The organism is Hydrogenophaga crassostreae, assembly GCF_001761385.1.
Lineage (GTDB): Bacteria > Pseudomonadota > Gammaproteobacteria > Burkholderiales > Burkholderiaceae_C > Hydrogenophaga > Hydrogenophaga crassostreae.
On sequence record NZ_CP017476.1, the window covers coordinates 1,366,012 to 1,379,262 of the forward strand.

The 13,251-nt window shown below is 64.9% G+C and carries 11 protein-coding genes; 5 read left to right on the top strand and 6 right to left on the bottom strand.

The window, feature by feature from the left end; all coding sequences use genetic code 11:
• Nucleotides 1-7: 7 nt before the first annotated feature.
• Both LPB072_RS06395 and LPB072_RS06400 read right to left on the bottom strand, forming a co-directional pair.
• On the bottom strand, nt 8-649 hold the full coding sequence (locus tag LPB072_RS06395) for a response regulator (RefSeq protein ID WP_066092903.1): 642 nt from the start codon (nt 647-649) through the stop codon (nt 8-10).
• Entirely contained in the window at nt 646-2,823 is a 2,178-nt protein-coding gene (locus LPB072_RS06400) for a sensor histidine kinase (RefSeq protein WP_197508915.1), read from the bottom strand. Before LPB072_RS06400 ends, LPB072_RS06395 begins: the two co-directional genes overlap by 4 nt.
• Before the next feature lie 320 nt (nt 2,824-3,143).
• On the opposite strand from LPB072_RS06400, the gene LPB072_RS06405 reads away from it, so the two are divergent.
• Entirely contained in the window at nt 3,144-5,261 is a 2,118-nt protein-coding gene (locus tag LPB072_RS06405; protein ID WP_197508916.1) for a sensor histidine kinase, read from the top strand.
• 91 nt (nt 5,262-5,352) lie between these two features.
• Here LPB072_RS06405 and LPB072_RS06410 read toward each other — a convergent pair whose 3' ends face one another.
• Together LPB072_RS06410 and LPB072_RS06415 are read right to left on the bottom strand one after the other, a co-directional pair.
• Nucleotides 5,353-6,450: a patatin-like phospholipase family protein gene (locus LPB072_RS06410; protein WP_066092912.1), complete on the bottom strand. Its 1,098-nt coding sequence runs from the start codon at nt 6,448-6,450 to the stop codon at nt 5,353-5,355.
• A 120-nt stretch (nt 6,451-6,570) separates the two neighbouring features.
• Nucleotides 6,571-7,209 (bottom strand): pyridoxamine 5'-phosphate oxidase family protein, encoded by a 639-nt coding sequence (locus LPB072_RS06415; RefSeq protein WP_066092914.1) that lies wholly within the window; start codon nt 7,207-7,209, stop codon nt 6,571-6,573.
• Nucleotides 7,210-7,312: 103 nt separating this feature from the next.
• Between LPB072_RS06415 and pdxR the strand changes: the two genes are divergently transcribed.
• A complete protein-coding gene (gene pdxR / locus LPB072_RS06420) occupies nt 7,313-8,773 on the top strand; it encodes a MocR-like pyridoxine biosynthesis transcription factor PdxR (protein ID WP_066092917.1) in 1,461 nt (486 codons plus the stop codon).
• Nucleotides 8,774-8,835: 62 nt separating this feature from the next.
• Here the strand turns inward: pdxR and LPB072_RS06425 are convergent, their stop codons facing one another.
• Together LPB072_RS06425 and LPB072_RS06430 are read right to left on the bottom strand one after the other, a co-directional pair.
• Nucleotides 8,836-9,444, bottom strand: coding sequence for an NUDIX domain-containing protein (locus LPB072_RS06425; protein ID WP_066092920.1), 609 nt, complete (start codon nt 9,442-9,444; stop codon nt 8,836-8,838).
• Nucleotides 9,441-9,854, bottom strand: a complete 414-nt coding sequence (locus LPB072_RS06430) for a DUF4406 domain-containing protein (protein ID WP_407927787.1) — start codon at nt 9,852-9,854, stop codon at nt 9,441-9,443. Before LPB072_RS06430 ends, LPB072_RS06425 begins: the two co-directional genes overlap by 4 nt.
• Before the next feature lie 165 nt (nt 9,855-10,019).
• On the opposite strand from LPB072_RS06430, the gene LPB072_RS06435 reads away from it, so the two are divergent.
• The 3 genes from LPB072_RS06435 (at nt 10,020) to LPB072_RS06445 (ending at nt 13,044) form a co-directional block, all read left to right on the top strand.
• Complete coding sequence (locus LPB072_RS06435; RefSeq protein ID WP_066092923.1) at nt 10,020-10,784, top strand: DeoR/GlpR family DNA-binding transcription regulator; 765 nt, start codon at nt 10,020-10,022, stop codon at nt 10,782-10,784.
• A 111-nt stretch (nt 10,785-10,895) separates the two neighbouring features.
• Nucleotides 10,896-11,771 carry a translesion DNA synthesis-associated protein ImuA gene (gene imuA, locus LPB072_RS06440; protein ID WP_066092926.1) on the top strand — a complete coding sequence of 292 codons (876 nt, stop codon included), beginning with the start codon at nt 10,896-10,898 and terminating at the stop codon, nt 11,769-11,771.
• On the top strand, nt 11,710-13,044 hold the full coding sequence (locus LPB072_RS06445) for a Y-family DNA polymerase (protein WP_066092929.1): 1,335 nt from the start codon (nt 11,710-11,712) through the stop codon (nt 13,042-13,044). The genes imuA and LPB072_RS06445 overlap by 62 nt, the downstream gene beginning before the upstream one ends.
• Nucleotides 13,045-13,251 lie beyond the last annotated feature (207 nt).

Consider the following 13,251-nt stretch of genomic DNA (forward strand, 5'->3'; position numbering starts at 1 on the left):
ACCATCCCTAGCGTTCGTCTGCGCTGATCAGGCGTTCGCGGATGGCCAGGCGCACCAGACCGGTCACATCGGCCACGCCCAGCTTGGCCATGAGCCGGCTGCGGTAGGACTCCACCGTCTTGGGTGAGAGGTGCAGTTCTTCGGCGATGACCGCGCTGGTCTGCCCCCTGACGACCATCAGCAACACCTGGTGCTCCCTTGTTGACAGGCTGGCCAGGGCTTCACCGGTGCTCGATTCGGTCAAGCCTTGCACCGCCAGTTGCGCCGCCTCCTGACCCAGGTAGCGTTTGCCAGCCTGAACCGCATCGATGGCGCGCAACACCTCATCGGCCGACGATCCCTTGAGCACATAGCCGGCCGCGCCCAGTCGCATGGCATCGGCAACATGGCGCGCCTGGGCCGACATGGTCAGCATGATGGTTCTCACTGCCAGTTTGCGCTGTTGAATCTGCTCCAGCAACTCAAAACCCAGGCGCTGACCGAGGTGGATATCGAGCAGCAAGACAGCCGGTTGCAAGCGAACAAGATCGGCCAGCGCTGCCGTGGGCTGATCGGACTCGCCAACCACCCGGTGGCCTGCGTCTTCCAGCACGGCGCGAAGACCGTCGCGCATCAGGGCATGGTCATCGACCAGGTAAATATCGCTCACGGTGCAAGGGTCCCGGTTGGGGTTGAAGCGCGGATGGCAGAAGGTGCCCACCGCAGGGAAATGTTGAGGCCGCCACCAGCCACAGGCTGGAACTCCAGGCGCGCACCGATGGCCAGCGCACGCTCTCGCATGCCCACCAGCCCCAGGTGTCCAGGGCGGCCAAATGCCAGATCCGCCGGCAGTCCGATGCCATTGTCGGCCACGTTCAGTTGCAGCCCGCCGGCTCCACCACTCAGGCGAATCTGCACAAGGGAGGCATCAGCGTGCAGCAGGGCGTTGCCCACCGCCTCTCTGGCCACCATGAACGCAGCGTATTCCACATTGGCGGGCCAGCGTTGCGTGGCGGCCCCACCGGCCACTTCCAGCTGCAGGGCCACCGGCTCGGCCTCGGGCTGGCGCAGGTTGATGTCGTTTTCCAGCGCCATGGCCAGACCTTCATCCTCCAGCAAGGGCGGGCGCAGCTCTACCAGCGCCTGGCGCACTTCGGCGTTGGCCTGGCCGATCATCTTGTCGAGGCTCTGGGCCCGGGTTTGCTGGCGCTCTTCTGCACTGCGCCACAGCGGTCTCAGCGCATCGAAGGTGAGGCGAATGGCGCTGAGCGTCTGGCCCAGCTGGTCGTGCAGCGTCTGGGCCATTCGCCGGCTGGTTTGCTGCTCTTGCTGCAACAGGCGCTGGGTCAGTTCGGAGAGTTCGATCTGGTGCTGAGCCAATGCCGCTTCGGCCCGCATGCGGTCGCTGATGTCTCGAACCAGTGCCATCTGCCCCAGGCCCTGCCCCGTCGGGTCGCTCAGCGCGAGCAAACGCCACTCACACCAGAGCTCCTCGCCCCGGCGGTTGCGGGTTCGGGCTTCAAACGGTGGCGCGTCGCCTTGTGCCGAGGCTTCGCCATGGGCGTGCACGTCGCCTGGCAACAGCTTTTGAACCGTCTGCCCCAGCGCTTCCTTTGCCGACCAGCCAAACACCGCTTCGGCCTGTTGGTTCCAGTAAGTTACCGCGCCCTGGGCGTCGAGCAGGTAGACCGGCGAAGGCAATTGATCCAGCACCGTCTGCAGCCGCTGGGCGTCATGCAGTACCCGCGCCAGCAAGGGATCGCTTACCGAACCACCGGCGCTGTCGAGTTGTTGCAGCGCCTGGCTCACAGCGCGCAAATAGGCCCCCGGGGCTCCATCCAGCGGCATGGGCTGTCGTCGGGCCACGGCATCGAGCAATTCGTCATAGGGGCGGGCCAGGCGGCGTGAAAGCCACATGCCTGCGCCCCCAATGAGGGCGATCGCCAGCAAGCCCCAAAGCAGCAGACTCTCTTGCAGCCGCAACGCTGGCCGGGTGGCCGCAGTCATGGGCTGAATCGCCTGGGTTTCCCAGCCTGGTTTGAACGTGGAATCGTGCGACTGAACCTGCCTGCTGGCCACGGCAAGTTCTTCCCCTTGCGCGTCGAGGAAGACGGTCACCGTTTCGGCATCGTCCATGCTGTCGGCTGACAGGCCAATGCCGACGGTCATGGCCGGCGGGCCGAGCAAGACCGTTCCGTCCCGCGCGCGCAGCACCAGTTCCATTTCGCGTCGCGCCGCCACATCGCCCAAAGCGAATTCGCGCAGTTCGTCGAAATAGGCGCTGCGCAGCAAGCTCACCAGATGGCCTTCGAACGCACCGGTCTTCAAAGGGACGGTCAGTGCCGCCAGCCAGGGCGAGGCCCGCGCTGCACCGGTTTGCCGAATCAACGCCTCCGGGGGCATCAACTGCGGCGCTGTTATCGGGCGAAGGCGCTCGGTTCGCCAAACCAGGCCCGCGGTATCGCCCAGTGCAATCAAAGGTTGACCATCGGAACCAATCAGGGCAACGCCAGCGAGGGATGGCGCATGCGCCTGAAGGTACGCCATGGCTTCCCGGGTTGCTTCACCCTGTGGCGATGGCGCGGCCGATGCCACCCGCGCCACCAGTTCCAGCTCGGCCATCCGCCTGGTCAGCACACGCTCCACCTGATCGGCGTACACGCTGGCCGTTTGCTCGGCACGAAAGTGGGCCCGCCTGGCCAGGTCCCGAGTCACAAGGCTGTCGTTGGCCCAGAGCACCACCAGCAGAACCAGTACCGTGGCCAGCGCCGGGAGCAAGGGCAGCAGCAAGCGCAGGGACAGCGGGCGGCGTGGCGATGGCGCGTTGGGCGTGGCGAGTGGCATGGAGGGCAGAGGCATCAGACAGCAAGAAACGGGCAGTGCAAAAGAGTGCAAGAGGCAAAGGGCGCGTCGGCGCCATTGTGGTGCCAGCGGGGCCAACTTGGTGGACTTGTGCTGCCGGGCGGGAGGAGACATCGCACGGTGGCTCCAATTGAACCCGACCCGTTGGCCGATTTCTGTCGCTGGGCGGCCCAGCCGACCGATTGTTTCTCCTTGGGGCGTTGTGAAACCGATCTGAGGAAAACAGGGATTGCACTTTGGTTGATCTGGCCCTAGGGTTGGAGGCGATGGGGTACAACGGAGTCTTTGCCAATAAAGAAGCGGTGTCTACCGCTGGACCCGACATCGTGCTTCTCAACTCGAATTGGCGCTCGGCTGTGGTGCTGCTGTTCACGGTGGCGGCTCTGACCATGCTGTGGGGCCTGAATCAACGCTCGCAAGACGAATTGCGCACTCAGGTGCTCGCGCGTGCAGCGCATAGCAGCGTGCAGCTGGCGGATGCCATGGCGGGGCAGGTGGGCGCAGAGTTGGCACTGATGGACCATGCCCTGCTGGATCTCAGAGAGACCTTGCCTGATGGCCAATCGGACGATCATGGCTTGCATAAAAACACCCTGGATTTTTTGCCGGATGGTCTGGTGTCGTACCTGAGCCTGGTCAGTGCAGATGGGCTGGTGACGTACAACAGCCGGGGTGTGGGTGTGGGCCTGGACATCGGGGATCGGACACATTTCCTGGCCCTGCAATCGGGACCAGACCACCTGGTGATCGGTGCTCCGGTCCGGGCGAATTTTGATGGGGAGTGGCTGATTCCGTTGGGACGGCCGCTGTACCGCAATGGACAGTTTGCAGGGGCTATTTACCTGCTGGTGTCTTCGGAGCGCATGGGGCAGCGGATGGGACGTCTGGCGTTGGACAAGGAGGATGTTCTGGTTCTGGCCAACGCCAATGGGAAGCTCTTGGCGCGCAGCGTTGACTACGGCGCTGCGATGGGGAAATCCGTGCCCCCAGACCGGCCCTTCATGCAAGAGGGGGCAGCGGCCTCGGGGTCTTACTGGCAAAACAGCGCGGTCGATCAATTGCCCCGCGTGTTCGGCTGGCACCGTTTGCCAGGCAGCGGGGCGCTGATCGTGGTGGGGTTGTCGGAGTCGTCGGTGCTGGCGCCAGTGGTGGATGCCTCGAACCGATCGCGGTGGCTCACCGGCACCTTGTCGGCTGTGCTGCTGTTGGGTGGTCTGGCGGTGACCTGGCTGCTCTGGCGCGACGGGCGCAGTGCCCGGGCCATGCACGAAAGCGAGCAACTGCTCAAGGGCGCGCAGGGCATGGCCAAGCTGGGGCATTGGTCGCTGGACATGCGCACGGGTGTAAACGTGTGGTCTGAGGAGCTGCACCGCATTTTTGGCAACGCTCCAGATGCCCATGGCCTGAGCGTCGAGGCTTTCCTGGAAAGGGTGCATCCTGACGACCGGCAGCGTTTGGTGGCCGCGATGGGGGAGGCCGCGCAGGCTTTTGGGGCCATGGATATCGTGCACCGGATTGTCATGGGCGATGGCCGCGTGAAACATGTGCGCGCTCAGTGTGTTTTCGAAGGTGAAAACGGGGTGGCTGTGCGCAACCGGGGCGCGGTGCAAGACATCACCGAGGTTCGGGTGGCCCAACTGGCGTTGAAAGAAATGAACGAAAAGCTGGAGGTGCGCGTGGAAGAACGCACCCGGGAGCTGGCCGCGCTCAACAATGAGCTGGAGGCCTTCTCCTACAGCGTTTCCCACGATCTGCGCACGCCGCTGCGCAGTATCCACGGTTTCGCCAGCTTGCTGGAAGAGGAGAGCGACAAACTGTCGCCTGACGGGCGCGCCCATTTGCGCCGTATTCAGGATGCTGCGCGCCGCATGGGCCTGTTGATTTCCGATTTGTTGACCATGGCGCACCAGAGCCGGGCGGTGGTGAATCTGCAGTGGGTGAGCCTGAGCGAACTGGCGCAGGCGGTGGCGCAAGACGTTGAGCGAGAGGATCCGCAACGCAAGGTGGTGTGGAGCATCGAACCGGCTCTGTGGGCATGGGCCGACCCGGTGTTGATGCGCGTGGTGTTGCAGAACCTGCTGGGCAACGCCTGGAAGTACTCAGGTCAGGCGGCGCAGGCCGAAATTTCTTTCGAGAAGGTGGGACAGGCGCACGGCATGACAGAGTTTTGCGTGCGCGATAACGGCGCGGGCTTTGACATGGCCTTTGTGGATCAGCTGTTTCAGCCGTTCAAGCGGCTGCATGCGCACCACGAGTTCGAGGGCACGGGCGTGGGGCTGGCAAGTGTGCACCGGCTGGTGCAGCGCCACGGCGGCACGGTGCGTGCCGAGGGCAAGGTTGGCCAGGGTGCCGCGATCTATTTCACTTTGCCCGATGCGCCCGATGCGCTTGCGGAGCAGGATGTCTCACAACAGGGGTGAAGAGGCGATTTGTTCACGCGCCAGAGCAAAGCGCCTGACGAAGCAGGGCCTCCAGGCGATCTGAGCGAAGCGCCGTCGAGCAAGCGCAAAGTCAGCGCGTGAGCGCGTCGGGCAGTGCGTAGGTGGACCGCTTGCCGAGGTGTTTGCTGTTTTCTTTGAGCCAGTTGTTGGCGGCTTTGCGGCCCAGGTCATGCAGTTGTTCGAGAAAGGCCCAGCCGGTCTGGGTTTTGCTCGAAGCGTTGAACTGGGAAAGCTCGTCATCGGCGTCGAGCCGGTGCAGGCGCAGGTCGTCCACCCGCTTGAACAACGGGCGGCTGTATGCGCTGTCGGGCCGGTTGGCCTCGCGCAGCACTTCTTTGAGCAGACCAATGGTACGCAGCTCTTTGAGCAAGCTGGCGTTGAAGGTGACCTCGCTGGCGCGATCGAGAATGTCGGCCGCGCTGGTGGGCAGGTCGCCGCGGTGGCTCGGGTTGATCTGCACCAGAAGCAAGTCATCGGCGTCGGTTTCGCTGATCAGCGGCATGAGCGCCGGGTTGCCGGCGTAGCCGCCGTCCCAATAGGCTTCGCCATTCACCTCCACGGCCTGGAACATCAGGGGCAGACAAGCCGAGGCGAGCACCATGTCGGCGGTGAGCTGGTCTTGCCGAAAAATGCGCAGTTCGCCGGTGGCGACATGGGTGGCAGCAATGAACAGGTGGGTGCGGTCGCAATGGCGCACACGTTCGAAATCCACCGTGTCTTCCAGAATCTTCCGCAGCGGGTTGAGGTTGAGCGGATTGAGCTGGTAGGGTGAAAGCTGGCTGCCCACAAACTGCGCGTATTGCTGGAACGGCGCCATGAGGGCTTGCATCCATGGGTTGCCGGGACCCAGCAGCGCACCCACCGGGTTGGATTCCAGGTGGTGAAAAGGCGAGCTCTCGGCCACGCTTTGCCAGAAGCGGCGCAAACAGGCCCGAGCGCCTTCGCGCCCACCTTCCATGAGGCCAGCGGCCAGCGCCACGGCGTTCATGGCGCCCGCGCTGGTGCCGCTGATACCCGCAATCTCCAGCCACTCTTCTTCCAGCAAACGGTCCAGCACGCCCCAGGTGAAGGCGCCGTGCGAGCCACCGCCTTGCAGGGCGAGGTCGATGTGCCGTTTGGTGGGCTTGGATGCGGATGTGGTGCGGGTAGGTTTGGGGCTGGCGGACATGTGCAGGGTTTGGGTATGGCCGAAAAAGCCGGTCGGTACCGGGCATTGTGCAGTGCAACTGAAAACGCTGTCGCAATTGTCGGTCGTTGCCCCCGGTGGGGCGAACGGCCCCGCAAGACTTCAGTTTTGCCAAGTGCGCACGTAGTCGGGCGCCGGGTGGGTGCATGCAGGGTCGACCACCGGCGCCCTGCGTAGTTGCACAAGCGGCAGCACGCCGGCCCACACGGGGTGCTGCATGTCGTCATCGTCGTCCCGGGGACCCCCGGTGCGCACTTTGCACGCGGCTTCATTCAGTGCGATGCGCATGACGGTGGTGGCCGCCATTTCCTTGGGGTTGCCGGGGCGTGCCTGGTGTTCGCGGCCTGGGGCCAGGTGGCGCATGAACGTGTTGAGGGAGCCCGCTTTGTCGGCCACTTTTTCAAAGATGCCGTAGACCATGGCAGAGCGGTAGTTCATGGAGTGGCTGAAGGCCGAGCGGGCGAGCACCAGGCCGTCGATATGGGTCACGGTGACGCAGGCTTGTGTGCCCTTGGCCAGTAGCTTGATCAGGCGTCCGCCGTTGGAACCGTGGATGTAGAGGTATTCGCCCTCGCGCCAGCAGGCGGTGGGAATGCAGTGGGTGCCCTTGTCGTCGGCAAAGGCCACGTGGCACACATAGGCCGCATCGAGGATGGCATGCAGGGTGGTGGGATCGTAGTGGGCGTTCTCGGCAATGCGGCGGATGCGGGTGCGGTTGCTGGGGGCTGTGGGTTTGCTCATGGGTGGGGATGGGGACGGGTTCAAATCAGAGATGTCGAATGTAGAACTTCAATGGATCCTTTAAAAGATCCACATAATGGGTATTTTTTAGAACCACGAACTCATGGACTACGCGCTGTTGTTCAACCGCTTTGGCGATGCGAAAGGGGCTTCGGTCGGGTCACGTCAGCGGCAGTTGCACGAATGCTTGCGCGGCGCGATTTGCAACGGCACGTTGGCGGCCGGTACCCGCTTGCCCGCCAGCCGCACACTGGCGCAGGAGTTGGGCCTGGCTCGCAACACGGTGCTATACGCCTACGACCAGCTCGCCACGGAGGGGTTTGTGTTACCCGACCGGCGCGGCACGGTGGTGGCCGAGGTGGCAGCGTTGGCCGCTGCGCCTTTGGCGCGCAATGCCTTGCCCTTGCGGGTGGGTTTGTCGCGTCGCGCAATGGCGGTGCCCACACGCGAGGCGCCCGAAACACCGGTTCCGTTTGCGCCAGGTGTGCCCGCACTGGAGGAGTTCCCGGTCACGCTGTGGCGTCGTTTGCTGGACCGCGCGTGGCGAAGCCTGCGCACCGAGCAGCTCAACTACGCCGCGCCCACCGGCGAGCCCGTCTTGCGCGAGGCCATTGCCAACCACCTGCGTGTGGCCCGCGGCGCGCTGCTCGACAGCAGCCAGGTCATCATCACCGATGGCACGCAGAGCAGCTTGGACCTGTGCGCGCGGGTTTTTGCCGATGCGGGCGACAAGGCGTGGGTCGAGAGTCCGGGCTACCAGGGCGCGCTATCGGCTTTCAAGGCTGCGCAACTCAAGCCCATGGGCATGGTGGTGGACAGCGAGGGCATTGCCCCGACAGCCAGCGACTGGCAACGCCACCCACCCAAGCTCATTTACGTGACCCCTTCGCACCAATACCCCACGGGCAGCGTGTTGAGCCTGACGCGGCGCCTGGCCCTGATCGAGCAGGCGCGTGCCGCCTCAGCGCTCATCATCGAAGACGATTACGACAGCGAGTTTCGCCACGAAGGGCCGCCGCTGGCTTGCATGCAAGGGCTGGCGCCGGATGCGCCGGTGGTGTACCTGGGCACCTTCAGCAAAACCATGTTTCCGGCGCTGCGCATCGGATTCATGGTGGTGCCAGCCGCCTTGATGTCTCCGCTCAGTGCCCTGCTGGCGCGCACCACGCCAAGGGGGCGTGCGGCCGACCAGCTGGCGCTGGCCGAATTCATGCAAAGCGGTCAGTTCAGTGTGCATTTGCGGCGCATGCGCCGCTTGTACCGGCAGCGGCGCGATGCGCTGGTGGCTGCGCTGGAGCGCCAACTGGGCGATGTGGCCGATGTATACGGTGGCTCAGCTGGCATGCATCTGGCGCTGCGCCTGCGCAACCCGCGTGCCGACGACGCCGGGATAAGCCGGGCGCTGCAAGCCCGGGGCATCGTGGCCCCGGCGCTGAGCGAGCAGGCCATCGGCAAGCGTGTGCAACCCTGGCGCGGTTTGCTGCTGGGCTATGCCCAGGTGCCTGTGGAGCAGATGCCGGCGTTGGTGAAAGGGCTGGACGCGGTGGTGCGCCGTTGGGGATAGTGCGGTTGTTCAGCGCGCTCGCTGCGCCTTGGCCGGTTGCTGCTCCGGTGGCGCTGCCCGGATCACGGCAAGCATGTCTTCGACAGAAGCAGCCATTGCAGCAGCATGATGGTTTTTCCGTCTTGAATGCGGCCACCGGCAACCCATTCCATGGCCTGCTTCAGCGGCAGTTCGATGACTTCGATGTCTTCCCCCTCGGCCGCTTTCCCTCCGCCCGCTGACACGCGGTCAGCGGCTTCATATTCGGCAACAAAAAAGTGCAGTTTTTCTGTCACCGATCCCGGGCTCATGTAGGCGTCGAAGACCTTCTCTGGCGCGCGAATGCGCAAGCCAAGTTCTTCTTCCGTTTCTCGCTGGATGGCGCGGGCAGGGTCGTCGCCATCGAGCAGGCCGGCGCAGGCTTCGATCAGCATGCCGTCCGGGCAGCCGTTGACATAGGCGGGAAACCGGAACTGGCGCGTCAGCAACACCGTGCCGTGGGCGCGGTTGTAGGGCAGGAGCACGGCTCCGTTGCCGCGGTCATAGGTTTCGCGGCATTGGTGTTGCCAGCTGCCATCGCTGCGCTGGAAATCGAAGCAGGTTTTCTTGAGGACGAACCAGTCGTTGGACAACACCTGTTCTTGCAGGTTGCGCAATCGGCCGGGGAGCTGTGGGCAGGCGCTGTTCGTCATGGTTGTGTGCTGTCCGTTGCGGGCGTGAGGCGCGGCAGTTGCCCGATATCGGTGAACACCGTCAGACCCAGTTCCTGTGCACGGGCGACGTCCAGATCGGCGCCGCGCGATGCGCCGGGTATGCGCAGAACGGCATCGCAGCGGGCCAGCAGCCGGTGGGCCACGGGATATTGGTAGGCGTTGAAGACAGCGTCACCGGGCGCCCGGCCGCCGGCCGCATGAATGATGGGCAAGGCCATCCATTCGCCCACCAAGGGCAGGTGGCCGCGCTCGTAGATGGGCAAAGCCCAGCTTTCCAGACGCTCACGGTTGGCGGCGATCAGCGCCGGGTCGCCCTGGGTGCCAGAAAGGTAGGGGCCGCAGATGAGCACCAGCAGGGGTTGCACGCTTGAGAGCGATGAGTGTGGCATGGGCGGATGGTGTGGTGGTTGATCGAAGGTGTGACTGTGAATCAAAATTCAAAATCGTGCAAGTTCATGCATAAACGTGCAAAAATGCGAATAGGAAAATGAGCTGCTCAACACATTGAGTGGCTCGCGCGTTTCTTCGGCCCATTCATGTTCTGATGCCTTCTTATGCTGACCTCTCAACGGAAAAAAATCCTGCTGCAACGCCTCGCAAGCGAGGGCCATTTGGTGGCCAAAGACCTGGCGCTGGAGTGGGCAGTTTCAGAGGACACGGTTCGCCGCGATCTGCGGGAGTTGGCCCAGGCAGGCCAGTTGCAGCGGGTGCATGGTGGTGCGTTGCCTGCGTCGGCGGCGGTGGGGGATTTGCAGGTTCGGTCGCAGCTGTTCACCGATGAAAAAGTGGCGTTGGGGCGCGCTGGGGCGGCGATGATTCAATCAGGCCAATTGGTGATTCTGGACGGCGGCACCACCGCGTTGCAGGTGGCCCGGCACCTCAGCCCCGAGCTGCGCGCCACCATCGTGACGCACAGCCCGAATGTGGCGGTCGCGCTGGCTGAGCATCCGCATATCGAGATCATCGTGCTGGGCGGGCGCCTGTTCCGCCATTCGATGGTCAACGTCGGCGCGTCGGTGATGGAGGCGGCGGCGCAGTTGCGTGCCGATGTGTATTTCATGGGGGTGACCGGGGTGCACCCGGATGCGGGCTTGAGCACGGGCGACGCCGAAGAAGCCGCCGTCAAACGCTGTTTGCACCAGCGTGCGGCCGAGACGGTGGTGCTGGCCTCCACCGAAAAGCTGCTGGCCGCATCGGCTTTTGTGGTGGCGCCTTTGGCTGCGGCGAGCAGGGTGGTGGTGCCCGCTGGAACGCCCGTCAACACGGTGAAGGCGTTGAAACGCGGTGGTGTGAACGTGCAGCGGCTGCCCAAAAGTTGAGTTGAGTGCCCTGGTGTGCAGCGAGGGCTGGACAGAATTCGGGATTTAGAATACTGTACGTATCAACAGTATTTAAAACCTTCCTTTTGATCCCTCCACGTCTTCACCCCCATGTCTCCCGCCGCCACTTTGCTGGCCGATGCCCTGCCATCGGCCGGGTCTTCTGCCCTCTGCGTCAACAGCCACGCCAGCTTCGTGCCCAGCGCGTTGCCGGCTGCTGTGTCTGCGGCGTTGTGGCGTGGCGATCAGCTGGGCAGCGCGGTGGCCCGCGTTTATCCCAGCGGGTTTGAGGCGCTCGATGCGGTTTTGCCCGGTGGCGGTTGGCCGGGCCACAGCCTCACCGAAATTCTGACGGCCCACAGCGGCTCTTTGGAGTGGCGCTTGCTGGGCAGCTTGTTGCGCGACGTGTGCGCCGCCGGGCGCTCGGTGGTCCTGCTGGGGCCGCCGCGGCAACCCCATGTGCCGGGGTTGCGGCTGGTGGGTTTGAGCGACAAGCAACTGGTCTGGATCCAGGCCGAAACGCCGGCCGAGCGGCTCTGGAGCGCCGAGCAACTGATCAAGGCCAACGCTTGCGGCGCGCTGATCGCCTGGTTGCCGCAGGTGCGGGCTGAGCAGATTCGGCGCTTGCAGGTGTTGGCGGCGGGCTGTGAGGCGCCGGTGCTGGTTTGCCGCCCGGCGAGCGCGGCGCAGGAGTCGTCGGCTGCGCCGCTGCGGCTGCTGGCGCGCACCGGGCTGGACTGGGAATTGCTCGTTGACGTGTTCAAGCGCAAGGGCCCGCCGCTGGATGCCACGCTGCGCCTGCCCAGCGTGCCCGCGGGTTTGCAAAGCATTCTCACGCCACGCCTGCGGCTGCCCAGCGCGTTGAGACCACGCGACTTGCCGCGCGATCCTGCGCGTGTTTTGGTTATTGACCGTGAGGCCGAGCATGCTCTGGTCCGCACTCCTGTTATTGCCTCCGCCGAGCGACACCGCACCGTCCCCCATTGAGCCCGCCACGTTGCAGGCGGTGGCGATCTGGGCGTTGCAATTCACGCCCCGGGTGGCCCTTGCCGACGATGCGGTGCTGATGGAGGTGGCGGGCAGCGTGCGCCTGTTTGGCGGGCGGCGGGCGCTGCGCGACCGGGTGTGGGGCGAGGGCCAGGAACTGGGTGTGGGCCAGCTGGCCTGGGCGCCCAACAGTCTGGCGGCGCTGGCGTTGGCGCGGGCGGGGCGGGAAAACGGTTTGCGTGGGCTCGATGCCCTGCTCGATGCGTTGCCCATGATGGTGCTGAGTGCGGTGCGGCCCCATGCGCTCACGCTGGCCCACATCGGCTGCCGCACGCTGGGCGATGTGCGTGCCTTGCCGCGTGGCGGCATCGCCAGGCGCTTTGACAAAACGCTGTTGCATGCGCTGGACCAGGCTTACGGGCTGGCGCCCGAGGGGCATACATGGGTCAATCTGCCCGAAACGTTTGAAGCGCGGCTGGAGCTGGTGTTTCGCGTGGACGATGCGTCGGCCTTGTTGTTCGGTGCACGGCGTTTGCTGCTGCAAATGTGCGGCTGGCTGGCGGCGCGCCACAGCGGGGTCACTGCGTTCACCCTGCATTGGTCGCACGATGTGATGCGCTCACGCGAAGCGGGCGAGGGTGGGCAGTTGACGGTGGGCACGGCCGAACCCATGCGCGATGTGGAGCACCTCTGCCGCCTGCTGGCCGAGCACCTGGCCAAGGTGGAACTGGCCGCGCCCGTGGGCGACCTGAGGCTCACGGCCGATACGGTGCACCGGCTCACCGAATCCAGCGCTTCGCTGTTGCCCGACAACGCCGTGCACCAGGGCGAAACGCTGCACCTGGTGTTGGAGCGGCTGGCTGCGCGGCTGGGGCCGGAGCGGGTGTTGCGCCCGGTGTTGACCGAAGATCACCGGCAAGAATGGATGTGCCGCTGGCAAGCTGCGCCTTTGGCGTTGCCCAAAAAACCCGTTCCCGGGCCGGAGCTGCCACAGCCCACGTTTGTCTTGCCGCTGCCCTTGCGCCTGGCCATGCGGGGCAACCGTCCGATTTACCAGGGCGAACTGCAATTGCTCGCCGGGCCGCAGCGGGTGGAGGGCGGCTGGTGGGACCGGGTGGCTTCTTCGGATTCTGGTGAACAGGTTGAAGAAACCACGCGCCATGTGGCGCGGGATTATTGGGTGGCGTTGTCGGCATTGGCGGGCGTGTTGTGGGTGTTTCAGACGCGGCTGGACGAAGCGCCGGCTTGGTATCTGCACGGGCACTTCGCTTGATGAATACGCCCCCACGCTCCGCCGCTGCGCGGGTCCCTGCCCCCCAAGGGGGCTGGGCCAGCCTTGGGGCGGCCCGGCGGCAGGCCCGGCTCCCCCCTGCCGCGCTTCGCGCGACCCCCCGAGGGGGCGGCACTGGCCGTCCGGCAAAGCCGGCCCGGCGGTGCCCTGGGTTGAACTTCCTCGCTGTTCGACTGGGTTGTCTTTCCG